24 protein-coding genes are annotated in these 26,913 nt (G+C 41.6%); 13 read left to right on the top strand and 11 right to left on the bottom strand.

What is annotated here, in order from left to right; translation table 11 throughout:
• Positions 1-45 precede the first annotated feature (45 nt).
• Both lat and amaB read right to left on the bottom strand, forming a co-directional pair.
• Complete coding sequence (lat, locus tag QE404_RS06335; RefSeq protein ID WP_307448082.1) at positions 46-1,371, bottom strand: L-lysine 6-transaminase; 1,326 nt, start codon at positions 1,369-1,371, stop codon at positions 46-48.
• Between the two features lie 89 nt (positions 1,372-1,460).
• On the bottom strand, positions 1,461-3,011 hold the full coding sequence (gene amaB / locus QE404_RS06330; RefSeq protein WP_307448080.1) for an L-piperidine-6-carboxylate dehydrogenase: 1,551 nt from the start codon (positions 3,009-3,011) through the stop codon (positions 1,461-1,463).
• Between the two features lie 137 nt (positions 3,012-3,148).
• Between amaB and QE404_RS06325 the strand changes: the two genes are divergently transcribed.
• Positions 3,149-3,343 carry a hypothetical protein gene (locus QE404_RS06325; protein WP_307448078.1) on the top strand — a complete coding sequence of 65 codons (195 nt, stop codon included), beginning with the start codon at positions 3,149-3,151 and terminating at the stop codon, positions 3,341-3,343.
• A 151-nt stretch (positions 3,344-3,494) separates the two neighbouring features.
• On the opposite strand, the gene QE404_RS06320 is transcribed toward QE404_RS06325, so the two are convergent.
• The 3 genes from QE404_RS06320 to ccsA all read right to left on the bottom strand — a co-directional run bounded on the left by QE404_RS06320 (position 3,495) and on the right by ccsA (position 8,030).
• Positions 3,495-3,683: an Arc family DNA binding domain-containing protein gene (locus tag QE404_RS06320; protein WP_307448075.1), complete on the bottom strand. Its 189-nt coding sequence runs from the start codon at positions 3,681-3,683 to the stop codon at positions 3,495-3,497.
• Positions 3,684-3,714: 31 nt separating this feature from the next.
• Positions 3,715-4,581 carry an SPFH domain-containing protein gene (locus QE404_RS06315; protein WP_307448073.1) on the bottom strand — a complete coding sequence of 289 codons (867 nt, stop codon included), beginning with the start codon at positions 4,579-4,581 and terminating at the stop codon, positions 3,715-3,717.
• Between the two features lie 197 nt (positions 4,582-4,778).
• A complete protein-coding gene (gene ccsA / locus QE404_RS06310) occupies positions 4,779-8,030 on the bottom strand; it encodes a cytochrome c biogenesis protein CcsA (RefSeq protein ID WP_307448071.1) in 3,252 nt (1,083 codons plus the stop codon).
• Between the two features lie 258 nt (positions 8,031-8,288).
• Here ccsA and QE404_RS06305 point away from each other — a divergent pair, with 258 nt between their 5' ends.
• Together QE404_RS06305 and QE404_RS06300 are read left to right on the top strand one after the other, a co-directional pair.
• Entirely contained in the window at positions 8,289-9,047 is a 759-nt protein-coding gene (locus tag QE404_RS06305; RefSeq protein ID WP_307448069.1) for an MBL fold metallo-hydrolase, read from the top strand.
• 25 nt (positions 9,048-9,072) lie between these two features.
• Positions 9,073-9,588, top strand: coding sequence for a GNAT family N-acetyltransferase (locus tag QE404_RS06300; RefSeq protein ID WP_307448067.1), 516 nt, complete (start codon positions 9,073-9,075; stop codon positions 9,586-9,588).
• Between the two features lie 751 nt (positions 9,589-10,339).
• On the opposite strand, the gene QE404_RS06295 is transcribed toward QE404_RS06300, so the two are convergent.
• Positions 10,340-10,873 carry a Crp/Fnr family transcriptional regulator gene (locus QE404_RS06295; RefSeq protein WP_307453775.1) on the bottom strand — a complete coding sequence of 178 codons (534 nt, stop codon included), beginning with the start codon at positions 10,871-10,873 and terminating at the stop codon, positions 10,340-10,342.
• A 320-nt stretch (positions 10,874-11,193) separates the two neighbouring features.
• Here QE404_RS06295 and QE404_RS06290 point away from each other — a divergent pair, with 320 nt between their 5' ends.
• The 4 genes from QE404_RS06290 to QE404_RS06275 all read left to right on the top strand — a co-directional run bounded on the left by QE404_RS06290 (position 11,194) and on the right by QE404_RS06275 (position 17,057).
• On the top strand, positions 11,194-13,725 hold the full coding sequence (locus QE404_RS06290; RefSeq protein WP_307448061.1) for an FtsK/SpoIIIE family DNA translocase: 2,532 nt from the start codon (positions 11,194-11,196) through the stop codon (positions 13,723-13,725).
• A 62-nt stretch (positions 13,726-13,787) separates the two neighbouring features.
• The gene (locus QE404_RS06285; RefSeq protein WP_307448058.1) at positions 13,788-14,435 is read left to right on the top strand and encodes a LolA family protein; all 648 of its coding nucleotides are present in this window, start codon (positions 13,788-13,790) and stop codon (positions 14,433-14,435) included.
• Positions 14,436-14,548: 113 nt separating this feature from the next.
• Positions 14,549-16,003: an LptF/LptG family permease gene (locus tag QE404_RS06280; protein ID WP_307448056.1), complete on the top strand. Its 1,455-nt coding sequence runs from the start codon at positions 14,549-14,551 to the stop codon at positions 16,001-16,003.
• Between the two features lie 430 nt (positions 16,004-16,433).
• Positions 16,434-17,057, top strand: coding sequence for a hypothetical protein (locus QE404_RS06275; RefSeq protein WP_307448053.1), 624 nt, complete (start codon positions 16,434-16,436; stop codon positions 17,055-17,057).
• Between the two features lie 61 nt (positions 17,058-17,118).
• Here the strand turns inward: QE404_RS06275 and frr are convergent, their stop codons facing one another.
• Both frr and pyrH read right to left on the bottom strand, forming a co-directional pair.
• Positions 17,119-17,673 carry a ribosome recycling factor gene (gene frr / locus QE404_RS06270; RefSeq protein WP_307448051.1) on the bottom strand — a complete coding sequence of 185 codons (555 nt, stop codon included), beginning with the start codon at positions 17,671-17,673 and terminating at the stop codon, positions 17,119-17,121.
• Between the two features lie 125 nt (positions 17,674-17,798).
• Positions 17,799-18,506: a UMP kinase gene (gene pyrH / locus QE404_RS06265; RefSeq protein ID WP_307448049.1), complete on the bottom strand. Its 708-nt coding sequence runs from the start codon at positions 18,504-18,506 to the stop codon at positions 17,799-17,801.
• 170 nt (positions 18,507-18,676) lie between these two features.
• Here pyrH and porQ point away from each other — a divergent pair, with 170 nt between their 5' ends.
• From porQ to QE404_RS06240, 5 genes are all read left to right on the top strand, one after another.
• Positions 18,677-19,669, top strand: coding sequence for a type IX secretion system protein PorQ (porQ, locus tag QE404_RS06260; RefSeq protein WP_307448046.1), 993 nt, complete (start codon positions 18,677-18,679; stop codon positions 19,667-19,669).
• A 78-nt stretch (positions 19,670-19,747) separates the two neighbouring features.
• Positions 19,748-20,416, top strand: a complete 669-nt coding sequence (gene cmk / locus QE404_RS06255) for a (d)CMP kinase (RefSeq protein ID WP_307448043.1) — start codon at positions 19,748-19,750, stop codon at positions 20,414-20,416.
• Positions 20,417-20,517: 101 nt separating this feature from the next.
• A complete protein-coding gene (locus tag QE404_RS06250; protein ID WP_307448039.1) occupies positions 20,518-20,865 on the top strand; it encodes a YtxH domain-containing protein in 348 nt (115 codons plus the stop codon).
• A 76-nt stretch (positions 20,866-20,941) separates the two neighbouring features.
• Positions 20,942-21,250 carry a phage holin family protein gene (locus QE404_RS06245; protein ID WP_307448036.1) on the top strand — a complete coding sequence of 103 codons (309 nt, stop codon included), beginning with the start codon at positions 20,942-20,944 and terminating at the stop codon, positions 21,248-21,250.
• A gap of 3 nt (positions 21,251-21,253) precedes the next feature.
• The gene (locus QE404_RS06240) at positions 21,254-21,751 is read left to right on the top strand and encodes a phosphoribosyl-ATP pyrophosphatase (protein WP_307448033.1); all 498 of its coding nucleotides are present in this window, start codon (positions 21,254-21,256) and stop codon (positions 21,749-21,751) included.
• Positions 21,752-21,841: 90 nt separating this feature from the next.
• On the opposite strand, the gene QE404_RS06235 is transcribed toward QE404_RS06240, so the two are convergent.
• Positions 21,842-22,567: a TrmH family RNA methyltransferase gene (locus QE404_RS06235; RefSeq protein ID WP_307448030.1), complete on the bottom strand. Its 726-nt coding sequence runs from the start codon at positions 22,565-22,567 to the stop codon at positions 21,842-21,844.
• Between QE404_RS06235 and tamL the strand changes: the two genes are divergently transcribed.
• Positions 22,553-25,159 (top strand): translocation and assembly module lipoprotein TamL, encoded by a 2,607-nt coding sequence (gene tamL, locus QE404_RS06230; protein WP_307448025.1) that lies wholly within the window; start codon positions 22,553-22,555, stop codon positions 25,157-25,159. The genes QE404_RS06235 and tamL overlap by 15 nt on opposite strands.
• On the opposite strand, the gene QE404_RS06225 is transcribed toward tamL, so the two are convergent.
• Together QE404_RS06225 and QE404_RS06220 are read right to left on the bottom strand one after the other, a co-directional pair.
• Positions 25,156-25,773, bottom strand: a complete 618-nt coding sequence (locus QE404_RS06225; protein ID WP_307448022.1) for a SanA/YdcF family protein — start codon at positions 25,771-25,773, stop codon at positions 25,156-25,158. The two genes, tamL and QE404_RS06225, sit on opposite strands and share 4 nt — an antisense overlap.
• Positions 25,770-26,894, bottom strand: a complete 1,125-nt coding sequence (locus tag QE404_RS06220; protein ID WP_307448019.1) for a flavin reductase family protein — start codon at positions 26,892-26,894, stop codon at positions 25,770-25,772. Before QE404_RS06220 ends, QE404_RS06225 begins: the two co-directional genes overlap by 4 nt.
• Between the last annotated feature and the right edge of the window lie 19 nt (positions 26,895-26,913).

The raw sequence follows: 26,913 nt of genomic DNA, 5'->3' as shown, positions 1-26,913 counted from the left end.
GTATCTAAAAATACAATTTTATTTTTAAAATGACAAATCAGGGTTTTAAATTTTGTTCAAATTGCGTTCAATTTTATCAATGGCAAGATCAATTTCCGCAGGGGAAACATTCAGGTGCGGCCTGAAGCGGAGCGACTGTTCCCCACATCCTAAAATGATCATCCCATCCTTAAAAAGTTCATCTCTAAGAAGGTTTCTCTGCTCATGGGTGGGCAGGTCTATGGCACACATCAGCCCTCTTCCGCGTGCATTAGAAATGGTCTCGGGATGTTTACGGGCCAGTTCCTGTAACTTTTCCAGAAGGTATTCACCCACTGTCCGGGCATTGTCAATAAGGTTTTCCTTCTCAATAACCTCCATTACAAGCTGGAATCTGAGCATATCAATAAAATTTCCGCCGAATGTAGAATTAATCCTGGAACTTTCCCTGAAGACGTTATCCGGAACTTCATCAAATTTTTCACGGTTAGCCAGGATTCCGCATACCTGGGTTTTCTTTCCGAAAGAAATGATGTCCGGTTTGGCCGTGAAATGTTCAAATGCCCACATCTTGCCAGTAATTCCAATTCCTGTCTGCACTTCATCAAAAATCAGCAGGATCTCATTGTCATCGCACAGCTTCCTGAGCTCAGTAAAAAATTCATTCCTGAAATGATTGTCCCCTCCTTCAGCCTGGATCGGCTCAATGATCACACAGGCTACTTTATCCGGGTTGGAAAGGATAGCTTCTTCAATATGAAGCAGTGCCATTCTTTCATTTTTGATGGTTTCCTCCAGGTTTTCTTCCGTAATCGGGAAGCTGAGCTTCGGATTGAGGATCCTTGGCCAGTCAAACATCGGAAAGTATTGGTATTTTCTAGGATCAGCCGTGTTTGTAAGGCTTAAGGTATATCCGCTCCTTCCATGGAAGGCCTGCCTGAAATGGATGCATATTCCGGCTTCTGTCTGAAGACCCTTGGCAAAATTCTTACGGGTTTTCCAGTCGAAGCATGCTTTCATCGCATTTTCCACAGCCATGGTTCCGCCTTCAATGAAGAACGTATACTGCAGCTCTTCAGGGATAGCTACCCGCTCAAAAACTTCCAGGAACGTTGCATATTCTTCTGAATACACATCGGCCAGTGTAGGTTTATTGATGGCCATTTTTCCCAGCCATTCCGATTTTTCCATCAGGTAAGGATGATTGTATCCTATGGAAGCAGAGGCAAACATGGAAAACATGTCCAGATACTCACGGCCGGTAAGCTTATCAAACAGCCACGATCCGTGGGATTTTTCAATATCCATTACAAAATCGAAGCCATCTGCCAGTACGTGTTTTCCTACGGTTTCTTTTACTTTATTAGGATGTATATCAATGATTTGTTGCATTTTTTGTGATTTTAAATGATTAAAAATTCAGAAGTCCGGAATACCGCAGCAGATCATTTTACCTTCCGCAGCGGTTTATGTTTAGAAGTTTATAAATCAAATTTGATTCCCTGGGCCAAAGGAAGCTGAGCAGTGTAGTTGATGGTGTTGGTCTGCCTTCTCATATAATATTTCCAGACATCCGATCCGGATTCCCTTCCGCCACCTGTTTCTTTCTCGCCCCCAAATGCGCCTCCGATTTCAGCACCGGATGTACCGATATTGACGTTGGCAATTCCACAGTCGGAACCGGCATGGGAAAGAAAAAGTTCAGCCTCTCTGAGGTTCTGGGTCATGATTGCTGAAGATAATCCCTGAGGAACATCATTCTGGATGGCAATCGCTTCTTCCAGCGTGCTGTATTTAATCAGGTACAGGATCGGAGCAAATGTCTCATGCTGCACAATTTCGTATGAATTTTCCACTTCGGCAATACATGGTTTCACATAACAGCCCGATGCATACTCTTCTCCTTCCAGAACGGCACCCTCTACAACGAAGTTTCCGCCTTCCTGCTTACATTTTTCAATAGACTTCTGGTATTGATCTACAGCATCACGGTCAATCAGTGGTCCAACATGGTTATTCTCATCCAGAGGATTGCCTATTTTCAGCTGGCCATATGCTTTTACCAGCCTGTTCTTCACTTCGTCATAAACACTTTCGTGGATGATCAGCCTTCTTGTGCTGGTACATCGCTGGCCTGCCGTTCCTACAGCACCGAATACAGCACCGATGATTGACATATCAAGATCGGCATCTTTGGAAATGATGATGGCATTGTTACCGCCCAGTTCAAGGATTGATTTTCCGAACCTTTCAGCCACTTTGGAAGAAACCATCCTTCCTACTCTTGTAGATCCGGTAAAAGAAATCAGGGAAACTCTTTTATCATCCACCAGCTTCTGACCGATTTCATGGTCTGCCACCAGTACACTGGAAATACCCTCCGGAAGATTATTTTCCCTTAGCACTTCAATCATGATGTTCTGGCAGGCGATGGCGCACAACGGTGTTTTTTCAGACGGTTTCCAGATGGTTACATTCCCGCAGATCCAGGCCAGTGCCGTATTCCAGGACCACACAGCCACCGGGAAGTTGAATGCGGTAATAATCCCTACAATGCCCAGCGGATGGTACTGTTCATACATCCTGTGTCCCGGTCTTTCCGAATGCATCGTGAAACCATGCAGCTGTCTGGAAAGCCCTACTGCAAAATCGCAGATGTCTATCATTTCCTGAACCTCTCCAAGCCCTTCCTGAAGGGATTTTCCCATTTCATAGGAGACAAGTTTTCCGAGGTCGTCTTTATACTGTCTTAATTTCTGTCCCAGCTGGCGTACCAGTTCTCCCCTTTTAGGAGCCGGGATTAACCTGAATTCCTTAAATGCGTTCTGAGCAGTCTCAACCACCCGGCTGTAATCACTTTCAGCAGAGGTTTCCACTTTCGAGATCAACTCACCGTCTACCGGAGAAAAACTCTCTATCATCTTCCCGGAAGCAAAATATTCTCCACCTACGGATGTCCCTTTGTTTTCATCTTTTATCCCTAAATTCCTGAGTGTTTTTTCGATTCCGAAATCTTTGATTTTTTTAGACATACACTATTACTTTTCGTTTGCCCTTAAAGTTAAAAATATTATGCGAACCTCAAAATTTAATTTTTTTAACATATTTTTTATTTGGACTAATTATAAACATACTTATCTTTGTATGGTAATCATTCGAAATTTCAGCAATGGAAAAGCAACAGCCTCTGAATGAGCCTGCAGAAGAGAAAAGCTCCAAATGGAAACAGTGGGTAAAGCGTTTCGGGATTGGGGGCATCATTTTTTTTACCGTGAAGGGGATCATCACCTCCACGCTCATCTATTTTCTGGGAAAAAATTTCTGGACGGTGATCAGTAATTACTTTACCACCATTTTTGATTAAATATATTGATATAGTTAAGTAAAAGCAGGGAAAACCTGCTTTTACTGTTTTTAGACGCAATACATAAAAGTAAAATCCCTTCAGAGTATGATCGCTGAAGGGAATTTTGTATCAGGCAACAGATTTCTCATCTGTATGACCGGCGTCGATCTTAGTCTTTCTTTTTCCTTCCGGACTGGAGGAGGCTCTGATTCAGCAGGTATTCTATCTGTCCGTTGACGCTCCTGAACTCATCACCCGCCCATTTTTCCAGAAGCTTGTACGTGGATTCATCAATCCTGATCACAAAGAATTTTTTATCTTTATTTCCGGGCGTTTTTTTAGGAGAATCAGACTTCATTGGACAATCTTAGCGTAATAATAATGGGGTATTAATTGTATAATGTTCCGGCATTCAGGATGGGTGTTGCCGCTTTTTCACCGCAGAGCACTACCATCAGGTTGCTGACCATCGCTGCTTTGCGTTCATCATCCAGCTCAACGATATTTTCTTCGGAAAGCTTTTTCAGTGCAAGGTCAACCATTCCTACAGCACCCTCCACAATTTTGGTCCGTGCGGCCACGATAGCGGTAGCCTGCTGTCTCTGGAGCATTGCACCTGCAATTTCGGAAGCATAAGCGAGATGGGTAATCCGTGCTTCCTGAATAATGATGCCAGCCGGCGCCAAGCGGTCTGTAAGTTCCTGTTCCAGGATTTTATTTACCTGATCGCCGCCATCCCTAAGTGTGATATTAGCATGCTCGTCCTCCAGGTTATCATAAGGAAAGCTTACTGCCAGATGTCTCACGGCTGCTTCACTCTGCATTTTCACATAATCGGTATAACGTTCCACTTCATAGGCTGCTTTATAGGTGTTCCCTACTTTCCACACAATAACGGCTGCAATTTCAATAGGGTTTCCCATTTTGTCATTCACTTTTAACGTCTGCCCCTGCATATTTTCAGAACGCAGGCTCATTTTCTGTGATGAATACAGAGGGTTGATAAAGAAAAGTCCGTTTTCCTTTACAGTCCCGACATATTTTCCAAAAAAGTTCAGGATCCTGGAATGATTAGGCTGAATGATCATGAGTCCTTTTAGGAAAAAACAGGACAGGAAAAAACACAGGAAACCGATAATAACAGAGGTAATACTGCCATCAGTCCCCAGGATAAAGAGGTACAATGAAACAGTAAACAGAATCAGGCATATTACCAGAGCAAGGTATCCTGACATAGGCTTTAATGATTTTTCCATACATGTAATTTTTAAAATGATATTATTTTGATATCATAAAGATAAGTATTTTTTTGATACGCAAACTTTTTTAATTAAAAGTTAAAGGTTATGAGTTATGAAATTATTTGGCCGTTGAGAAGTAAGTACTATCCAACACAATAAAAATCCCGGAAAATTTATTTTCCGGGATTGTATGTTTATCGATTGATTGTATCTTATTTTTTGGTCAGCACCTTAAATTTAAAATAAGATGCGGCAGATAGAAGAGTCATCGTAGCCAGGCCTATATATACCCATGCCGGAACCGGAACAGGATCACCCGCAGCATAGGAGTGAAGCCCGCTTAAATAATAGTTCACCCCGAAGTACGTCATAACCATGGAGCAGAATGCAAACATAGTTGCTACATGGAATGCCCACCTGCTTCTTAATCCCGGAACCAGCCTCATGTGAAGTACGAAGGCATAGACCATGATGGAAATGAATGCCCAGGTTTCTTTAGGATCCCAGCTCCAGTACCTTCCCCAGGATTCATTGGCCCAGATCCCTCCCAGGAAGTTTCCTACGGTTAATGCAAACAAACCGATCGTCAGGGACATCTCAGAAACAATCGCCAGCTCTTTTAAAGTGGTATCATGATGTAGGCTGTAAGTCTGCTTATTGGATATAATATAAAATACCAGACTGATAACAGCAATAATCATAGAGAGTGCGAAGAAGCCGTAACTTGAGGTGATGATCGCTACGTGAACAATCAGCCAGTACGATTTCAGGACAGGTACCAGCGGTGTGATCTGCGGATCCAGTGCTGAACCTCCGTGCGCAAATCCCATCATAATAACCGCTACCATAAATCCGGCTGCCGGAATCAAGGCATTGGAATTTCTGTACAACAGCAATCCGGCAGTAATCCCCACCCAGGAGATGAAAATAATGGCTTCATAACCGTTACTCCATGGAGCGTGCCCGGAAATATACCATCTGGCTACCAGGCCAAGGAAGTGGCAGGCATATCCTACGATTCCCAAAGCAATAATTACCTTAATGATCTTGTTTAAGACCTTGTTAGGTTTGAAGAGTTCAACGAAACCGATGATCAGCAACAGACCACCGATTAATGTATAAAATATCAGAAGTTTGAAGTTGATATTCAATGTATTCATAAAGACTTCCAGATCTACTTTTGATTTGGAAGGCACTACGCTTTTGCCCCATTTCTGCTGGTACTCTGAAAGTTTCTCCAGTTCTTTGTCTGCTTTGCTCCAGTTTCCGGTCTGCTCTGCAGCCAGTACCTCTGCGAAATACGGCCCCATTACTTTCTGGGATTCCATATCCGGTTCAAATTTCTGGTCCAGCCAGGAGTGCCAGGTATGGTTCGCATCATTTTTTACCGGTACAATCCTCATGAACTGTCCGCTGAAAAATTCATTGAAGATCTGAACCCTTTCATTTACGGCAATTACTTCTTTATCATAATTCGTCTGCTCAGCCGGCTTTTTACGGAATGCAGTATTGTAGTCATGTTCCAGGATATAGGTCATGTTTCCGTTGGCATCGGCCGGGAAAAGATTCATTAGCGACGTATAGCCATCATCGTTGGCTTTGGTTTTATTTTTTAATTCATCACCGCCTTTGGAACCCACTTTGATCACCGGAACCATGGTCCAGCTAGGAGTATCGGTATTAACTGAAAGGAACCATTGATTGGCGGTAAGGTATTTCCCGTCCGTTCCTTTGAATTCATCTTTTTTATACAGCTTTCTTAAAACATCCAGGGCTTCGGTATTGATCGGGACAATTCTTCCTTCATAATTCTGTACCAGAAGATACCCGAATTTGTCCGCATGCTCTTTACTGATCCTGTTTCTCGCAATGATTTCATCAGGTGAAATAGACCTCATTTTAGTAAGAGGGGCTGCCAGGGAATTCTGTTTCGGGGCGATATCCGGTGAGGCTGCATGGTTGTGCTCTTCCCCCTCCACATGGATGTGCTCACGGCTGCCGTCTGTGGTGCCGTGGGTTTCAATTTTCTGTGCGTTCAGTCCGAAGCTTAACAAAAGAAGGACCACTAATGCTGTTTTTTTCTTATTGACATCAGAAAGTATCTTATTCAGCTTCCAGAAATGCGTGCCTTTCCAGAAGAAGATCACAAACATTCCGATGAATAAAAATGCATATCCGATATATGAAATAAGTGTTCCCCAGAAATCATGGTTAACCGAAAGCACAGTTCCCATTCTGTCCTGATCGAAGCTTGACTGGAAAAAACGGTAGCCTTTATGGTTTAAGACGTGGTTCATATAAATTTTATAAGGAGTCTGTTTACCTTCATCAATAATCTCTACATGGCTTTCGTAAGCGCTGGGTGAAGAACTTCCCGGATAGGTTTCCATAATGAAGTCATCCAGCTTCAGGGCAAAAGGGGTATTATAGATTTTAGGTCCGAATCCCACCATAATGTTCATACCGTCTATAGCAACCTGCTTATAAGCATTGGGATTGCCTTTTTCTACGGAAAGGTCTACCAGCTGCTTGGTTTTAGGTCCCTGTATTTCGATGGTAAGCATATCCGGAACACTCATATCTTTTTTACGGTCTCCTTCATAAGCCATGAGTCTGCCTTTTTTCAGTCCTTCCGGAACTACGAGTTTTAGCTCGTTGATACTGTAGAGGCTCCTCAGTGCCAACGGTTGGAATTCATCCTTCTTTGTGTTGCCGGTGGCCTGTGTTGCCATGGTCATATAACTGGCGTCCACAGGAGTTTTGATGTATAGTTTTCCGTTATCATTGCGGAATTCTACGGCACCGTCAATAGCCCTGTTAAAAGTGACTAATGTCCCGTTGATGGATTTCGCTTCGCCCGGCTTGATGTAAATATTCTGTCTTCCTGTCTGCCCTGTAGAAACCAGCTGCAGGTATTCTGAACCGTTGGGATCTGCAACCAGGCTGTCTTTTTTACGCTGGATGTATTCTTTGGCTGCTATTTTAATTTTCTTTCCGTGGTATTCATAGACTGCATTGAAATCTTTGTGCAGCGGGGACATCAGGTAAGGAATATCCTTGTAATCCAGTGCTTCGCCGTTTTCTTCGATCTTGATTTTAAAGAAATTTTTGTCAGTAACGATTTCATTGGAAGTTTCGCCTTCACGGATGTGCATGGTTCCTTCAAAGCTGATGTACCTTGTAATGGCACCCCCGATGAAAATAAGAATAAAGGCAAGGTGAAACACCAGTACCGGCCATTTCTCCCTTTTCCACAGTCTGTATCTTGCGATGTTGCCCACAAAGTTGAGAATCAGCAGAACCATGATCAGTTCGAACCATTTCGCTTCGTAAATAAGGGCCTTTGCCGTAGGCGTTCCATAGTCGTTTTCTAGGAATGTTGCATAGGCCATCGCAAATGCATACACCAGCAACAATACCGCCATTGTCCTGGTAGAAATTAGAATATCCTGAAGTTTTTTCATGTACTTTTTACTTGACATGCAAAAATAAGGATGATTAATCAATGAAGGGATAAAAAAACCTGTTATTTGTCACTTCAGAAGGCATAACTCCTTATTTTGAATCATTCTTAATAGTGTTTTTTAAACTTTTTTCCCAGGCTAAAGAATACACTATATAAAACAGTCATTATTATAATAGTCATCACCAGAAAAACAGCCTTATACCTTTTTATATCTGAAAAAAAACAGTTATTTTTATGATTATTATTTACACATATAATGGCAGAATTATTTCACCTGAATTGCGTTAGGATTGTATCCCCTTACCGCGAAAATGTCTGCGGGCACTGCCTGCTGATCCGTGAAGGTAACCGGTTAGTATTGGTTGATACGGGCATTGGTCTAGCAGATATAAGACATGCTGAAGAAAGAATAGGCAAAGAGCTGATTGAAATGGTTGGATACCGGTTCGATGAAAAACAAACGGCTATCAGGCAGATGGAACATTTAGGCTTTAATCCTGATGATGTAAGTGACTGTATCATTTCGCACCTGGACAATGACCATACCGGCGGGCTGGCAGATTTCCCCAATGCTACCGTACATGTGGGCAAAGAGGAATATGATTACTATCTCTCCGGAAATCCCCGCTATTTAAAGACATCTTTATCCCACAATCCATTCATAAAAACATACGGAACATCAGATACGCAATGGTTCGGTTTTGAAGCGAGAAAAGTATCTGTTGCTATCGACACAGAGGTATTCCTGATTCCTATGTTCGGACATACCCTGGGCCATTGCGGAGTCGCCATAAAGGCAAACGGACAGTGGATCCTCTATACAGCTGACGCCTATTATCTCCGGGAAGAGCTGGATCATCCAGACCATCCGGTTAATGAATTAGCAGAAGCGCGTGCCGATGACAACTATTTACGCAAACTTACCTTAGATAAGATCCGTAAACTCATTACTCTGCATCCGGAAATTGAAGTCTTCGGCTACCACGACATCAATGAATTTGAAAAGTACATATGATCAATCAAAAAACACAAACACTTACATGACAACAGAAATAAACAACAGCACAACAGAAGATATTGATGAAATCTTCAGACTCTACCGCATCGCAACAGATTTCCAGAAGGCGAAATCTGCCGTACACTGGCCGGAATTCGACCGCCGGATGGTCCTTGATGAAATCCTTGAAAACCGCCAGTGGAAGATTGAGATAGATGGAAAGATTGCCTGTGTGTGGGCCACAACGTTCAGCGATCCACTAATCTGGGAAGAAAAGAATGAAGATCCGGCGCTGTACATCCACCGGATTGCAACTGATCCTGATTTTCGCGGTCAGAACCTGGTAGCCGGAATCGTACGCTGGGCCAAAGATTATGCAGTCCTGAACAGAAAGAAATTCATCAGGATGGATACTGTTGGAGAAAATAAAGGGCTGATCAGTTATTACGAGAAATGCGGATTCAAATTCCTCGGGCTTTCAACGCTGAAGAACACTGAGGGGCTTCCGGCCCATTATGATAATGCTACAGTATGCCTTTTTGAGATGAAGCTTGATTAAAAGATTAAATCCGGATGAAACATTTTACAGGTTGGTGATGTATGGACAAAAAACGCAGCAGGATTACAAAGGAAATTCTTTATTCTTAAAATATAAGGATAAACATATACCAAGAAATAAACCAGCAACTTTGATCAAAGTTGCTGGTTTCAAAAAATAAAACGGATACAAAAATGAAACATTTTATGCATCCGTCCGATTGAATTGAAGATGTCTCCACTGGCATGAAAAATAATGAGGCAAATTTAACTCAGCTTCATCAAGTCTAATCAAGATGCCATTGTACCTGTTGAACAGCATACAGATGATAAAACAGATTTCGTGTAAAGGATGATCCTGCTGTTTGCCCGGTCCACGAAGACAGACTGCCTGAAGGCCATCATTGCTCATCATGAGAGCACCGAAGATCTGTTCGTATATGGCGGGCATATAATAGATTTTGTGTTTTAAGACAGCCCGGATCATCTTGTAAATCTGTGCAATCACTCCTATCATTACTGTAATGACAGGTCCGGCATGATTTCTTTTCCCTGTTAAACTTACCTCAGACCAGCCGTATATAAAGAAACAGTTTAAATCACCTATGGTAAAATGAAATAAATCAGCATGATTATGATTTTTTCTTTCGGTGCATCTTTATAATATAAGTCCCGATTTCTGCTCCTACAATTGCTACGTCCATCTTTTAATTTTACCAAACAAAGATAAATGCAACAAGGCATAAAAAAAATTAACTTAAGTTTATAAATGCTTATTTCGAAATTCTTTTTCTGATGCGACTCAGGGATTGTGGAGTGATGCCAAGATAGGTTGAAATATATTTTTGTGGGATTTTCTGTAAGATTTCTCTGGATTTACCCAACAGGTTTAAATAGCGTTGTTCCGGTGTATGGAGCAATAGGTCTTCAATTCTTCTTTTTGCTTCTATAAATGCATAGTCTGACATTGTGGTTTTGAAGCGCGTCCAGAAAACATCGGCCTTCTCAAGTGCATCAATAGCCGATCTGGATATTACAAATAGCTCCGTATTGATCAAGGCCCTGATATGAAATCCAGCTTTCCCGCTGGTAATAAATCCCTCGTAATCGCCGGTAAAATCACGGCTAACCAATAGCAACATATTCATCTCTTCTCCTTTTTCAGTTATGATGTAAGATCTCATGGCACCTTGGATAATCAAAGCCAGATGATCTGCCGGATCTCCTTGAGAAATCCATGCTTCACTCTTTTTCAAAGTAATTACAGCTCCCGCTGCCGCCAGTTCCATCGCTTTTTCTTCAGGCATAGAGAGGCCTTTCTGTAGCATCATGATATATTCTCCGTCCATTGTATCTTTTATTGTACCGCTGCTTACCCAATAAATTTTAATCACAAAAATAAAAAATTACACTTCTCTTATCATTAATCAGAAGATGAAAAACAGCACTCTTCTATATAATGATTCATGATCTTTCAGCAAAATTGGCATGCATTTCAGGCCGTCTATCTGAATATTGATCGCGAAATTGTCAAACAACTCCGGTCAGCCTGCTTTTCTGTTATTTTTTGCATGAAAAAAGATGCTTTCAATATTCAAAAAATGCTAAATTTGCCAACACCCATATTATGAATAAAAAGACACAACCTAAACAGACCATAGCACCTGAAAAGGGCAGAATTTTATCTAAACCCCGAATTTTTTTCGGGCTTATGTTTATTCTTTTCTCTATTGTCCTCACATTTTCTTTTGTCTCCTACCTGATGAACTGGAAGGCAGACCAGAGCCAGGCCGGAACAATGCTGGACAAAAGCATACAATCCTCCAACGTCTTTGGGAAAGTCGGGGACTGGCTGGGCAATCTTTTTATTTTTGAAAGCATTGGCGTGGCCTCCTTCATCATCGCATTCCTGTTTCTGGTTTTCGGGCTGATCATTCTGAAGAAAAAAATGTTCAAGCCATGGAAAACAGTAGGACATTCCCTGTTTTTCATCTGCTGGCTGCCTGTTTTTTTTGGAGCTATCACCAAAGGGCAAGGTGTGCTGGGCGGCGTGTATGGGTATCAGATCATGGACACACTGAATTCATTGATCGGTATTGTGGGGCTTTGGCTGGTGCTTGCCGCAAGCATCCTGCTGTATTTCATCCTCGAATTCAATTTACGTCCGAGTTCGATCAAATCCAGGCTGGATGATATCAATGAAAATACCATTGGCAAAGTGAAATCCATGCTTCCAAAATCTGAGGAAAATTTTGAAGCTGATGATGATCTGATCGAAGAAGCAGAGGAAGCCGGTCCGAATGTAACCGTTACCGACATTCCTCAGCCGGAAAAGATCCAGGAACCTGTGGAATTGCCCAAAGGTTTCCCTGAAGTACCTGTAGCACCTACCCTTGCACCTATCGAAACGCCTAACCAGACGTCATTTGAACAGGAAAAGAATACGTTTTCTCAGCCACTGAATGTAGACATGAACTTCAGTTCAAAGCCTGCCGTTCCTATGTCAACTCCTGCTGAAGCTTTTGATATGGATATCCCGTCAAAATCTTCCGGTAAAGAGGAGATCAAATTCAATATAGAAGTAGCTCCCGTTATTGACGTGCTGGACGATTCAGATAGAAAATCCCAGGAATTGGTGGAAAAGCACGGCCTTTACGACCATAAACTGGACCTGGCAGGTTTCCAGATGCCTACGGTGGAACTGCTTAAAGATTACGGTAGCGAGGAAATCCAGATCAATAAAGAAGAACTCGAAGAAAACAAAAATAAGATCGTCGGGCTTTTAAAGAACTTCAATGTAGGGATCTCTGAGATCAAGGCAACAATAGGGCCTACCGTTACTTTATACGAAATTGTTCCTGAAGCGGGAATCCGTGTAGCAGCCATCAAAAAGCTGCAGGATGATATTGCATTGAACCTTTCTGCCCTAGGCATCAGGATCATTGCACCAATGCCGGGGAAAGGGACGATAGGAATCGAGGTACCCAGGAAGAACCCGACCATGGTATCCATGCGTTCGGTTATTTCATCTCAGAAATTCCAGAATTCGGATATGGACCTGCCGGTGGTTTTCGGAAAGACGATTTCCAACGAAATTTTCATGGCCGACCTCGCCAAAATGCCTCACCTTCTGATGGCGGGTGCGACGGGTCAGGGGAAATCAGTCGGAATCAATGCCATCCTAACTTCCCTATTGTATAAAAAGCATCCGAGTGAGCTGAAATTCGTCATGGTAGACCCTAAAAAAGTAGAACTTTCTTTATACTCAAAAATAGAACGGCATTACCTGGCAAAGCTTCCTGATGTGGATGAAGCGATCATCACAGACACCAATAAGGTGATCAATACCCTGAATTCTCTCTGTATTGAGATGGATACACGGTACGACCTCCTGAAGAATGCTTTCTGCAAAAACCTGAAAGAATACAATAAAAAATTCACGGAACGAAAGCTGAATCCTGAAAACGGCCACCGCTACCTGCCATATATCGTGTTGGTTGTTGATGAGTTTGCAGACTTAATCATGACCGCCGGAAAAGAAGTGGAACTCCCTATTGCACGACTGGCGCAGCTGGCAAGAGCGGTAGGTATTCACCTGATTGTAGCGACACAGAGACCGTCCGTTAATGTCATTACCGGGATGATCAAAGCAAACTTCCCGGCAAGAGCGGCGTTCAGGGTAATTTCAAGTGTGGATTCCAGGACGATCCTGGATTCTCCTGGAGCAGACCAGCTGATCGGTAAAGGAGATATGCTCTACTTCAACGGAAATGAAATTTTAAGGTTGCAGTGCGCCTTTGTAGACACTCCGGAAGTGGAAAGGGTTGCAGAATATATCGGCGAACAGAAAGGTTATGCTTCAGCATTCATGCTCCCTGAATATGTTTCTGAAGATTCTTCCAATTCCGTAGGGGCCTTTGACCCTAATGAAAAGGATGCTTTGTTTGAAGAAGCTGCAAGGATTATCGTTTCTACGCAGCAGGGTTCTACGTCTATGCTTCAGAGACAACTTAAGCTGGGATATAACAGAGCGGGAAGGATTATGGACCAGCTTGAAGCCAGCGGTATCGTAGGCGGTTTCAATGGTGCCAAAGCAAGAGAGGTCATCATCAGCGACCTTCATTCTTTGGAACAGTTTTTGGAAGACCTGCGCAGATAAAAAAAAGCGTATTTAACTTTTGAATCCGCCGCTTGTCTAAATAGTATTAAACGTTAAAAGTAATGAAACATTTTATTTCAAAAATTATATTCGGAAGTTTTGCCTTAGGAGCACTTACCCTTGTTAATGCCCAGAAGATTGATGCCAAAGCAAAAAAAATACTGGATGAGGTAACCGCCAATTATAAAGCTAAAAAAAATACTTACTTTAAATTTTCCTTTGGAAGCGGCGTCAATGGCCAGGTGAGTAAAACAGAACCCGGGATTTATTACGCATCCGGAGATAAATATAAGCTGAAGATCATGGATACGGAACAGATCTTTGACGGCAGCAAAATTTACAACATCAACGCGGACGATATGGAAGTTACAGTGGCCAAACCAAACGGAAGCAGTACCATGTTCTCCCCTATCAACTACCTTTCCACCTACAGAAATGATTATAACGTTACGTATAACGGCAGAAAATCCGTTAACGGTGTCAATACCGATTTCATTAAGCTGACTCCGGTAAAATCCAACGGGATCAAATATGTCTATCTTTTCGTAGATCCGGTGAAGAAGCAGATGGTAAAACTGGAGCAGCATGGCAACAACAATGATGTTGCAGTAATTGCAATCAAAGACTATAAAGAAAACCAGAATCTGGATGCGGATATGTTCACCTTTGATAAAAGCAAATACAAAAACTATATTGTAACGGAACTATAATCAGGGAACAGTCTGCCGGTACACGAATGTATCTTCACTGCAAAACTGATAAAAATATAATAAAATTAAAGTCACAAAGTACACTTTGTGGCTTTTTTGATTAATTTTGGCGCATGTTAAAAATACTAGACCGATATATCATAAAAACCTTCTTTGGACCGTTTTTCTTTATATTCAGTGTACTGTTTTTCATCTTTATCGTAAACATCATCTGGGTGCAGCTGGGGCAGTTTATGGGGAAAGGGTTAAGCTACTGGCAGATCATTAAGCTTCTGTTCTATTTGGGGGTCAGCGTTATCAGTATGGTACTTCCTTTGACCATCCTTCTGGCGAGCATCATGTCTTTCGGTGAATTTGGGGAACGGTATGAGCTTGCTGCCATGAAAGCGGCAGGAATTTCCCTGACCAGGGTAATGATGCCTTTGCTGGGCGTTACCGTAATCCTCTCTATCCTGCTGTACTTTTTCTCGAATAACATTATCCCGGATTTCCAGCGGAAAGCCAGGAATATGCTCTTCAATATCGCACAGACAAAACCTGCCTTGAATTTTACCCCGGGACAGTTTATCGACCAGATTCCAGGATATATGGTGAAGTTCGACAAGCTTTACGGGGAGAATGCGGAGAATATTGAAGGGGTATTCGTCCACAGAAAGGCAAGCACGTATGAAAACCAGCAGACCATCCTTGCAGAAAAGGGAAAATTTGTCCCTGCTGCCAACAAAAAGTTCCTGAAGCTGGTGTTATATAACGGATATGTGTTTGAAGACGATTTTGCCGGAAAAGGAGAAAACGCAAGGCTGAAGCAGCCGGACCAGGCAATTAAATTTGATACGCTGACCTCGCATTTTGACATCAGTGAAATCATCAGCAGAGCGATTGAGCAGGAACAGATTACGGATGACTACCGTTTCCAGAGCTACAGCCAGCTTAATGAAACTATTGCCAAAACCAAAAAAGAAAATATAAAGTCCATTGACAATGTAACGGGTGACGTGCTGAACCAGACCAACTCCGTGATTACCTATATGGACAAGAACAAATCTAAAGCAGCTCCTAAAGCACAGCTGAAACTGGATACCGTGAAGAGTGAGAAGAAACTTGAAATTCTTTATAATGCCTATAACAGGCTGGATAACCTTAAAACAACCGCGGATAATAAAGTGAATGATATAGCCCCGAATGTAAAATATTTCAGCAAAGTCATCATTTACCAGCAAAGGATTGTTACCTATTCTTTTACCTGTATCATTTTCTTCCTCATTGGTGCGAGCCTTGGCTCTATCATCAGGAAAGGGGGAATGGGCCTTCCGGTAATTATTGCCATTGTTATATTCATTATCTTTTATGTCATTAATGTAGGTATAGAGAATGTTGCGTGGGCGGGTAAAATCAATCCATATCTTGCGGCATGGATTCCTAATATGATTTTATTCCCTTTCGGAGTGTGGATGACTTACAAAGCGCTTACGGATTCGCAACTCTTCGATGCGGAAAAATACAAAGCATTATTTAAGCCGATCACCAAAAGGTTCTCCAGGAACAAAGAGCATCAGAGATATCAGTAATTGTTATCACATAAATAGATCACAGTCCGGAAATTTCCGGACTTTTTTTATTGGTTTGCTTTTATACATGCAGGCTTACTGGATCCTGTGCCGTTTTAAGGAATTTAAATTTATAATTCAACAAAGAAAATACAACCAGCAGTGAGGCATTTTAAGGACTTGATCCTATTTAGCATACAGTTGATTTTCAAAAATTCACATTTTAGGGTAATATTTTACTGTGGTTATCCGAAAAAAATTATCTTTATGAAAATTTTAAATTCAATATATGAAGAAATTACTACTTATTGCTTTATTAGGTTTTTCCGTACTGTCTTATGCACAGGAAGACAATACGGATTATGAAATCTGATCCGGTGAAAAATACGGATACATTATTGAGAAAAACGGTAAAAAGACGGAGGGCGTTGTCAGGCTTAACGGATCAGAAATGAGTCCTTGGCAAAATCAGAAAAAGGTAAAATTTATTGCTGCCACCGATATTGACAAGTCTAAAAAAAGACAGAAATTCAAAACGTATGATGCCGATGATCTTAAAGGCTATATGGCGGTGGATGATAATACGGAGAGGGTTTTTGAATCCATCAGATATACCAATACAAAGGAAGGTTTCAATACAGCAACTACAGGACTTAGCGGAGGAATAAAAGCGTTTAATAACCTTACAAAAAGCGATCAGTTTGCAGAGGTTGTTACGGACGGGAAAATCAAGATCTATAAGCTATACGGTTATCCGACAACATTTTCAGCCGGAAGCCAGGTAGCTGTTGCTGAAGAGGAAACACAGAGGCTGAGAAACAACCCGTCTTATATCTACTCCAAAAAGAATGGTAAACCGGAGGAGCTTACCATTGCAAAAGCAAAGATGATCGTGGCAGACTGTCCTTTCGTAAAAGGAAAGATTGCCGCAGGTGATTACGGTTCGTTGAAAAATGACACGAAAAAAAGATCCGCATTGGGAAAATTCATTAAGAATGAAATCGACAATGCCATGTCTGATAATCTTTCTATTGTCAATGAAGTAATTTACGATTATAACCAGAACTGTAAATAACGAACAAACGGCGGCTTCAGATGAAGCCGCCGTTTATATTATATAGTCTGAAAAAATGAAATTAAACTTTCATAATTTCAGCTTCCTTCGTTTTAAGATGTTCATCACAAAGCTTTACATACTTATCCGTAAGCTCCTGAATATCTGCTTCCACTCCCTTGATGATATCTTCGGAAACACCGTCCAGTTTTTTCAGTTCCTTAAGACCGTCCTGTCTGGCATTTCGTACAGTTACTTTTGTCTGCTCCACTTCTCCTTTAGCCTGTTTTGCCAGGTCCCTTCTTCTTTCCTCCGTTAAAGGCGGTACGTTCAGGATAATGTTATCTCCGTTATTGGATGGGGCAAAACCTAAGTTGGAATTGATGATCGCCTTTTCAATTGCATTAATGGCACTTCTGTCCCAAGGCTGAATGGAAATCGTCATAGCATCCGGAACAGAAACATTGGCCACCTGATTGATCGGCGTCATGGCACCATAATATTCAACCATTACATCCTGAACCATATTAGTTGATGCTCTTCCGGCTCTGATGCGCTGGAAAGCGTGGTCCAAATGCTTCACGGCAGCTTCCATATCCTGTTTTACAGATTCTAATATAAGATCTAATTCTTCCATTATATAATAAAAATTTGATAGGTTACACATGTATTAAAGATTCAAGTTAAAAGAAAAAGTTAAAAGTATATCGGTCTGCAACTGTATCACCTTGGCTCTTTTTGACTTTTTACTTGGCTCATCATTTATAGGTCAACTAAAGTACCAACATTCTCCCCTTCCACGATTTTTTCGAGATTGCCTGCCTTATTCATATCGAATACAATGATCGGCAACTTATTTTCGTGGCTTAAAGTAAATGCGGTCATATCCATTACTTTAAGGTTTTTCTCAAATACTTCATCGAAAGAAAGAGAATTGTATTTTACGGCATTTTCGTTTTTCTCAGGATCGCTGTCGTAGATTCCGTCAACGCGGGTTCCTTTAAGGATGACATTGGCATCAATTTCTATAGCTCGTAATGTTGCTGCCGTATCGGTAGTAAAATAAGGGTTTCCCGTACCGGCCCCGAAAATCACAACCCTTCCTTTTTCAAGGTGCCTTACCGCACGTCTTTTGATGAAAGGTTCCGCTACTTTATCCATCTCAATGGCAGACTGTAGACGGGTTTTAATCCCTGCATCTTCCAGGGCTCCCTGCAATGCCATTCCGTTGATTACGGTAGCCAGCATCCCCATATAATCGCCCTGCACCCTGTCCATTCCCTTGGCAGCTCCTGCTACACCACGGAAAATATTTCCTCCTCCGATTACGATGGCTATTTCACAGCCTTTGTCAACCACTTTTTTGATCTCTGCCGCATATTCCTGTAGCCTTTCATTGTCGATACCGTACTGTCTGCTTCCCATTAAGGCTTCACCACTGAGTTTCAGAAGGATTCTTTTATATTTCATCTTTATATAGGTAATAACTTTTTTAATCAGGGCATATTTTCCCTGAAATTTAATTTTGCAAATATAATCATTAAAAATATTGCTTAAAGAAAATATTTGAGCAGAAATAATAGGAGAAATATTTTGAAAAGTACTAAAAAGGATTATTTTTGCATTAATTATAAATTGCGTTGAAGAAAATTATCTTTTTTTCATTATTTCTGTCAGGAATTGTTTCTTATGCACAAACAGGAACAAATGTTTATCCTTTCTTAAATATCCCTGTCTCCGCACGGCAGGCAGCTTTGGGCGGCGACGCCATTACCATCCGGGACTATGATGTTTCTTTTGCGATTGCCAATCCTGCCTTGCTTAACCGCGATTCAGACAAGCAGCTGTCCGTTAATGCAGCCTCTTACCTTGCCGATTCCAAGTATGGGACAATTGCTTTTGCCAAGGATTTTGACAATGGCCATATGGCAACGATCAATGCACGGTATATGAACTACGGTGATATTCCGAGAACTGACGAAAGCGGTTTTGAAAACGGGACATTCTCAGCGTCCGATGTTGCCGTAGGTGCAGGATACGCATATCAGTTTGAAGAAGACTGGACCATCGGTGGAGGCATCAATTTCATTACCTCTAAAATTGATAATTTCACATCATCAGCCATTTCAGGAACTGCAGGGATCACCTATCATAATAAAAAGAGCAGAGAGGTAGCATCAGTGGTATTCAGGAACTTCGGATACCAGTTTAAATCGTTCAACGGAACCCGTGAGAACCTTCCGTTCAGGGTGGATCTAGGATATACAAGGACGCTGACAGCCATTCCTCTGGCAATCACCATAACGGCACATGATCTTCAGCAGTTTGATATTTCTTCAGAATATAATGTTAATGGACAGGAAGTCAATGTAGGGAGGAAGATTGCCGACCACTTTTCCATAGGTGCGGAACTGTTCCCGGATAAGGGGTTCAATATACGTCTGGGCTATAATGTTAGAAGAGGAAATGAGATGGCAGTAGCCGATCAGAGGAATTTCTCAGGAATTTCCGGCGGTTTCGGAATTAAGATTTCAAAATTCCGCCTGGATTATGCCCATGTACGGTACCACAATGCCTCCAACGTGAACCAGATCGGTATTTCTGTTGACCTTAGCGGACACCGCGGGGAATAATATTCATACTTTACCCCTCTTGATAACAAATTTTAAGACAGCCCTTGATTTTTAAGAAAATTTCTTGAAATTTGTGGCATGAAAAAACCTGTAATAGCTATCGATGGGTACTCGTCTACCGGAAAAAGTTCAATCTCCAAGGTTATTGCCCAAAAACTAGGCGTCATCCATCTGGATACCGGAGCCCTGTACAGAGGAATCACCTGGTTTGCGCTTCAGAACTGTACCGATGAAGACCATAATATTAATCTCAGCAGGCTTTTTTCATCTCTTCCACAGATCAGCCTCGAATTTAAGAATGATAACGGAGAACTGATCCTCTATCTCAATGACCAGGATGTATCTAAGGAAATCCGCACCAATGAGGTTTCGAGCCAGGTAAGCCTTGTGGCCAAACAAAAAGAAGTCAGGGATTTCCTGCTCAACACCCAGCGCTCTCTGGCCGGAAAAGGCGGGATCATCATGGATGGACGCGATATTGGCACCGTAGTTCTGCCTGACGCGGATTATAAATTTTTCCTTACTGCCAGTATTGATGAACGCACCAGAAGAAGGTACCTGGAGCTCCTGAGCCTTGGAATGGAGGCAGATGAGCAGCAGGTAAGGGAAAACCTTATCCAGCGTGACAGGATAGACAGTGAAAGGGAAATTTCACCCTTAAGACAAGCTGAAGATGCGATCGTTATAGACAATACCGCCCTTGACAAAAGACAGACAATAGATAAAATATTGTCTTACATCAAATAGATCTGACTGTTTTTTTATCTTTCATTTAACTTTTTGGTATGTTAATTGTAGCCTAGTACATTGTAAAAACTAGTGTTTATTAACTATTAAAAAATCAAGAAATGTCTAGAAAATCAAACAATACAGCAGGTGTTTTGGCCGGACTTTTGGCAGGTGCCGCTGCGGGAGTAATTTTAGGAATGCTTTACGCTCCTGAAGAAGGTAAGGAAACAAGAAAGAAAATCAAGACCAAAGCCAACGATTTTAAAGATCAGGCAAAGTCTAAGTATGATGAAGTTTCTGAAAAGGTAAAAGACCAATACGGAAATATCTCTTCCACTTTTAAGGAAACGGCTGAAAATGTAGCCAATACCGTAAAAGACGGATATGATAAATACAAAGACCAGATTGTATCCAAAACTACCGACATGGTAAAAAATGTAGAATCTGAACTGAACGATCTTAAGTAAGACCGTTCTATAAAGTAAATAATAAAGGAACTTTGCGTATTAAAGTTCCTTTTTTTGTAACTTCAAAGGAAAAACAATGATAGAAACTATTAAAGAATATGCTTCCAAAAGAATTGATCTTTTGAAGATTGAAGCTACAGAAAAGTCTTCTTTATCCGCAGGCTTGATAACGTATTTTATCCTGATATTGGTCTCTTTCACTTTTTTTATCGTCCTTTTCAACTTCGGACTTGCCTACCTTATCGGTAGGGCTCTGAACAATACATCGTACGGATTTCTGATCGTTGCCGGTTTTTATTTTCTGATCATGGCTCTTGTAGTTTTGTTCAAAAAGAAAATTGTCAACTTTGTGGCAGATCAGGTCATTAAATTTTTAAATCAGTAAGCTATGGGAATAAAATACGACAGTCTGGAAGAACTAAGAAGGAAGAAAAACCTTTTAAAAAGTGATATCAGCAATCTTGAAGAGCTTCTGACCTTTAAGAATACAAAAGAAAGCTTAAGTGCATTTACCAACGGTCTTACGGATCAGTACCTTCAGGAAAAAGTAGATGAGAACGGAGATGAAAAAGTAGTGCTCCGTAAAGATGTCATTGCCAAGCAGGTCACTTCTGAGGTGAAAGATTTGCTCATCAGTAAAAATACAGCCATGGGCATCGCCGGTTCCGCACTTAAAGGGAATGCCGTAGATGCACTTCTGAAGCTGGCAGTGACTGCCATTGTGGGAAATGTAGTCAAGAAAAATATCAAAAGTTCCAACTGGAAGAAAAAAGTACTCGGCATTGCTCTGGTATACCTTGCTCCTGTAGCCCTGAAATTCATCAGGAAAAAACTGGAGAACTATCAGAAAAATAAAAGTGTTTCCAGTATGGAACAGTTAATATGAATTCGGGAAACAGGATTTAGCAATACGGCAGTTAGCCATTCCTGACTATGTTGTATTGCTGGATCCTGAAATCCGTAAGCGAATGTGCATTTACTTTGAATACAGCTGGCCTAAAATAATTCCTGCGGCCATAGAAACATTGAGGCTTTCCGTTGATTGCGACAGGCCGAAACGCGGGATACTGATGCTTTTATCAAGCAGTTTTTCCGTTTCCGGACGCATTCCGTTGCCTTCATTTCCCAGAATGAGGTTCAGTTTGCCCGGCTTCTCAAAAGCATAAATACTCTCCCCTTCCATATCAGTCCCGATATTGGAATTTTTTGTTTCTGAAAGGTAGTTTACAAGATCGGTATAGACAATATTGACACGGGTAAATGAACCCATGCTTGCCTGGATCACTTTCGGATTGTAGAAATCTACGGTATCTTCACTGCAGATGATCTGTTCGATGCCGAACCAGTCAGCCAGCCGGATGATTGTGCCCAGGTTTCCAGGATCCTGTATCCCATCCAGTACCAGCTGTACATCTTTATCCTCTTCCTGCTTCTCAGGATTGAGGTAACAAACTGCAACACTGTCTTTCGGAGTTTTCAGAAAGCTTATTTTTTTAAGCTCATTTTCAGAGATATGGGTTGCAGGGATATCTGTACGGCCGGTTTTTTGCGGATCCGTTGAAAATATTTCCTTAATTTTAAATTCAGAATCAAGAAGTTCAGCGATAATTTTATTACCTTCAACCAAAAACAAATTGTATTTTTGTCTGAACTTTTTTTTATCCAAAGACTGTAAAACTTTTATTGTATGAGCTGTAAGCATTATAAGAATTCTCCTCAAAAATATTATAAAATTATCTCATTTGCAACATTTGTCGGTCTTCTTTATGCATGCAGTACTACCAAAAAAGTTCCTGACGGTGAGTATCTGCTAACTTCCAATAACTTCAAGTTCGAAGACCAGAAGGAACCTTTTGATGGTGAACTGAAGGGTTATGTACAGCAAAAGCCCAATAAAAAGCAATTTTTCTTCCTGCCATTGGGATTGCTGTTTTACAATGCTGCCAATCCGAAATACGATACGATCCTTAATGAATACATGACGTATCCCAATGAAATGAGGAATCAGAAGCTTAGGGATTCGCTGTTCATTAAATACAATATGAAAAGCAGTGTAGGCAAAAGCCTTTTCATGGACAGACTGTTTCACAGCTGGGGATCTCCGCCGGTGATCCTGGATCAGGCCAGAACGGAAAAAAGTGCTGAATCCATTAAAAAAAGACTTGTATACAGAGGATTCTGGGACGGAGAAGTAAAATTCAGCCACAAGCTGGATTCCGCTGCCAAGAAAGCATCCGTTGACTATTTTATTACCCACAAAGATCCCACGTACATCAAAGAATATTACTACAATATACCTGATGAGCGCATAAAAAATATTTACCAGCAGAAAATCAACGGAACGCTGATCCGTTCCGGTCAGATTCTGGATCAGACCGTCCTGGAAAAGGAGGTCACCAGGCTTAATGATATTATGAGGGATTACGGATATTACAAGTTCAATAACCTGAATGATGAAATCTTCTTCGTAGCGGATTCCCTGAAGAGCAGAAAACAGGTCCCTGTGACACTTGAGATCCATAAAGATTCTCTTGACTCACCATATAAAGTGGCTACCATCGGAAATATTGATGTCGCCATCGTTGACAGGGCCAGCGATTATCCTAAAAATACAAAGAAGGACAGCCTGAGAGGCATCAGGTTCCATAAGGTAGATGAACAGTACAAAACAAGGGCATTGTGGAGGGCTATAATTGTAGCCAACAAACAGGTTTACGATCAGAAAAAGCTTGACCTTACGAAAAGGAACCTTATTGCCATGAACAATTTCAGCATCCTTAAAGCAAGAGATTCTTTAAGGAGAGGCGGCGACGCGGCTCCCAACGACAGTATCATCGATGTGCTATACGTTCTGAAGCCACTGCCAAAATATGACCTTAAAATAGGAACAGACATCAACTATTCTCAGCTACTGAACCTGGGAGTCTCCCCTTCTGTTGATCTTATTACCAGAAACGTTTTTAACGGAGCAGAAAACCTCTCCACGAGTGTATCCGGGACCTTCGGATCTATCAGGAGTACGAAGGACATTGATAAAAGGGTCCTCGCTTATGAGATATCGGCACAGGCATCTCTTAATTTCCCAAGGCTATTATTGCCATTCGATTATTATAAACTCATCCCGAAAAGATACAGCCCTACGTCATCCATTATACTGGGAGCAGGTATCCAGAATAACATCGGATTGGGAAGGACCAACTTTACTACCGGACTGAATTATTTTGCTACGGTAAATGATAAGGTTTCGCATCGTTTAACGCTGTTCAACACACAGCTGAGTTTAACGAAAAACAAAGAAGCTTATTACGACTACTTTGTGAATGACGGAAGGATCCGCGATGAAGTTTTTGCTGATTACTTTCAGTATAACACGAACATTGGGCAACAGTTCGCTGCCGGACAGCTGACTTCCGATGAGGTTTCGCAACGTATTACCCAGGATATCGGATACCAGCAGAACCTGAACCCGGAAGGATTCGGACGGTATTCGGCATTTGTAGGAACTTTGGTTAATAAAGACCGGCAGACCCAGGATGTCCTTATTTCATCCATGATTTATAATTTCATCTATAATGAAATCGGGAAAAAGGATTATCCTAATGCTTTCTACTTCAACGGTAAGGTTGAACTGGCCGGAAATATCCTCAGTGCTTTCAATCAGCGCAGCAATAATGGCGGGGGAATCATTTCCAGCCCTCAGAGAACCATATTCGGCATTCCGTATGCCCAGTTTGTGAAGTTTGATTTTGATGTACGGAAATATTTCAAGTTTTTCAACAACCAGACACTGGTATTACGCCAGTTCATCGGATTGGGTATCCCTTACGGAAACTCATCGGATATGCCTGTGATCCGTTCTTATTTTAACGGGGGCTCTAACGACATCCGTGCTTGGGTGGCTTTCGGAGGACTCGGACCGGCAGATTCGCAGGTAGACGAAAGAGTGAGGACGTACATGACCGATAATATGAAACTGACCACCAATATTGAATATAGAATTCCATTTAACGATATGTATGAAGGAGCTATATTCACCGATATTGGAAACACATGGAGTCTTCGGGGGAACAAAGAAAAATATGTGGATGACCAGTTTAAATTTAACAGGTTCATCAGGCAGATGGGTGTTGGTAGCGGTGTGGGGCTCAGGGTGAATGTAGCTTATATTACATTAAGGTTGGATCTTGCTTACAAAATCTATGATCCGAATAAGCCGGATGGTGAAAAATGGAGGTTCAGAGATTTCCAGCCCTTCAAACCTACGCTTAACATAGCCTTCGGATATCCGTTCTAATCCGGGGATATTCCCAATGCAAAATAGACTACCGCAACCGTTCTGGCGAGAATCTCCCTGAACTGGTTGCGGTAATAGCTTTCAGGCTTTGAAACATCCTGGGCATCGAAGCCCAACGCGTTCATATTGTTGTTCCTGGCAAAAAGCAATGCCCGAAGATTATGGAAACCCTGGGAAACAATGATTATATTGTCTTTTTTGTACACATCTTTGCAGCGCAGAATACTTTTGTAAGTATTGAACCCTTTAGGATCCTCCATAATGATATCTTCCGGGACTCCTTCCTGGTAAACAAGGTAATTTTTCATAGCGGCAGGCTCGTCATACCCTTTACTTTTTTCACCGCTGACAAGAATTTTCCTGATCTTTCCGTGATGGTACAGCAATGCTGCCGCATCCATTCTTTTGGTAAAATACGGATTGGACACCCCGGATCTCATCCTGGGCGAAGTTCCTAATACCAAAGCCACTTCACGCGGCGGAATCTTGGAAATTTTAGTATACGTCCTGCCATCGGTAAGAGCAAACACCCAGGCATTGGCAAGGCATATCAGCAATACCCCGATCTCTGCCGATATAAAAACAAGATTGAATATGTTTCTCAGAATTCTCAACTCAGATCAAAGTTAAGCTTTATTTTCGGGCTTTTGGCAATAGACATGCAAGCTAAAATATGATTTTTTGCTTCTTCATTCTCAGTCAGGTATTCATTTTCCAAAAGCTCGACATCGCCTTCTTCAAGAATACATTCACAGCTGCCGCATATCCCCGACTTACAGGAGTACGGTACAGGATAACCTGCTATGAGCAGCTGCTGAAGGATTTTGTCCCTGTTATCAGGCAGTTCAGCAGTATATGTTTTTCCGAGGCTTTTGAATTCAAGCTCGATATTTTCTAACAGCGGAAACTCTTTTTCTACGGGATAAATATCATCATTAAACTCTTCAAAAAGCTCAAAATGGATGTTCTTCTTTGGAATCCCATGATGGTAGCATGCATTGGCCAATGCTTTGATCATCTCGCCTTTCCCGCAGATCAGCACTTCATCCACAGCATCCCATATGGTAGACTCCTCGTCTGTATCATCCAGGTGAAGGATCTGGTTGATGATAAGGTTTAGTTTCTTTTCGTCCAGTCTTCCATAGAAAAAATGGTTGGAAGGTTTTTCCTGAGAAAAAAAATAAAAGACCTGCAGCCTGTCCCCATGCATGCGCGCCAGGTTATCCAGCTGCTCGCGGTACGCCAGTTCTTCAACAATTTTATTACCGAAAAACAGGAAGAGCCTGGTCCTGCGCTCGTGATGCAGGATATTTTTAAAATGGCTTAGTATAGGAGTTATGCCTATCCCGGCGGCAAATGCAACGATAGTCCTGAATTCGCTGGGCTTGGAGACAAGGGTAAATCTTCCGGCAGGCTCGCTTACCCATATTTCATCCCCCTCATTGTAATGGCTGCAAAAATAGGCGGTACCTCCATCAGGAGAACCGGCCTTTATTCCGAGGCAGATTTTCTTTTCATAAGGAGCAGAGGTGATGGAGTAATCGTGGATGATTTCTTCTCCGCGATGGCGGAACTGTATGCTGACATACTGCCCTGCTTCAAATTCAAAATTTTTCTGTAAATCCCCGGGAACCTCCAGCTCCAGGGAAAAAGTATTTTTGGTCAGTTGTTGCTTTTTCGCTATTTTTAACCGGTAAAACTGCGTAAGTTTACCTTTATAGATTTGTTGTTTCATACTGCAATTCAAAAATAGA

Source organism: Chryseobacterium camelliae (assembly GCF_030818575.1).
Classification (GTDB): Bacteria; Bacteroidota; Bacteroidia; order Flavobacteriales; family Weeksellaceae; genus Chryseobacterium; species Chryseobacterium camelliae_A.
This window is presented reverse-complemented; position numbering and strand designations above follow the sequence as displayed.

Excerpts from the sequence above, each read along its gene's own strand:
- QE404_RS06320 (WP_307448075.1), bottom strand. The coding sequence starts at position 3,683 with ATGAAGTCTGATTCTCCTAAAAAAACGCCCGGAAATAAAGATAAAAAA.
- QE404_RS06245 (WP_307448036.1), top strand. The coding sequence starts at position 20,942 with ATGATAGAAACTATTAAAGAATATGCTTCCAAAAGAATTGATCTTTTG.
- QE404_RS06285 (WP_307448058.1), top strand. The coding sequence starts at position 13,788 with ATGAAACATTTTATTTCAAAAATTATATTCGGAAGTTTTGCCTTAGGA.
- pyrH (WP_307448049.1), bottom strand. The coding sequence starts at position 18,506 with ATGAAATATAAAAGAATCCTTCTGAAACTCAGTGGTGAAGCCTTAATG.
- QE404_RS06305 (WP_307448069.1), top strand. The coding sequence starts at position 8,289 with ATGGCAGAATTATTTCACCTGAATTGCGTTAGGATTGTATCCCCTTAC.
- tamL (WP_307448025.1), top strand. The coding sequence starts at position 22,553 with ATGAGCTGTAAGCATTATAAGAATTCTCCTCAAAAATATTATAAAATT.
- frr (WP_307448051.1), bottom strand. The coding sequence starts at position 17,673 with ATGGAAGAATTAGATCTTATATTAGAATCTGTAAAACAGGATATGGAA.
- QE404_RS06280 (WP_307448056.1), top strand. The coding sequence starts at position 14,549 with ATGTTAAAAATACTAGACCGATATATCATAAAAACCTTCTTTGGACCG.
- cmk (WP_307448043.1), top strand. The coding sequence starts at position 19,748 with ATGAAAAAACCTGTAATAGCTATCGATGGGTACTCGTCTACCGGAAAA.
- QE404_RS06300 (WP_307448067.1), top strand. The coding sequence starts at position 9,073 with ATGACAACAGAAATAAACAACAGCACAACAGAAGATATTGATGAAATC.
- QE404_RS06295 (WP_307453775.1), bottom strand. The coding sequence starts at position 10,873 with ATGCCTGAAGAAAAAGCGATGGAACTGGCGGCAGCGGGAGCTGTAATT.
- QE404_RS06290 (WP_307448061.1), top strand. The coding sequence starts at position 11,194 with ATGAATAAAAAGACACAACCTAAACAGACCATAGCACCTGAAAAGGGC.
- QE404_RS06235 (WP_307448030.1), bottom strand. The coding sequence starts at position 22,567 with ATGCTTACAGCTCATACAATAAAAGTTTTACAGTCTTTGGATAAAAAA.
- QE404_RS06250 (WP_307448039.1), top strand. The coding sequence starts at position 20,518 with ATGTCTAGAAAATCAAACAATACAGCAGGTGTTTTGGCCGGACTTTTG.
- QE404_RS06275 (WP_307448053.1), top strand. The coding sequence starts at position 16,434 with ATGAGTCCTTGGCAAAATCAGAAAAAGGTAAAATTTATTGCTGCCACC.
- ccsA (WP_307448071.1), bottom strand. The coding sequence starts at position 8,030 with ATGAAAAAACTTCAGGATATTCTAATTTCTACCAGGACAATGGCGGTA.
- lat (WP_307448082.1), bottom strand. The coding sequence starts at position 1,371 with ATGCAACAAATCATTGATATACATCCTAATAAAGTAAAAGAAACCGTA.
- amaB (WP_307448080.1), bottom strand. The coding sequence starts at position 3,011 with ATGTCTAAAAAAATCAAAGATTTCGGAATCGAAAAAACACTCAGGAAT.
- QE404_RS06240 (WP_307448033.1), top strand. The coding sequence starts at position 21,254 with ATGGGAATAAAATACGACAGTCTGGAAGAACTAAGAAGGAAGAAAAAC.
- QE404_RS06220 (WP_307448019.1), bottom strand. The coding sequence starts at position 26,894 with ATGAAACAACAAATCTATAAAGGTAAACTTACGCAGTTTTACCGGTTA.
- QE404_RS06325 (WP_307448078.1), top strand. The coding sequence starts at position 3,149 with ATGGAAAAGCAACAGCCTCTGAATGAGCCTGCAGAAGAGAAAAGCTCC.
- QE404_RS06315 (WP_307448073.1), bottom strand. The coding sequence starts at position 4,581 with ATGGAAAAATCATTAAAGCCTATGTCAGGATACCTTGCTCTGGTAATA.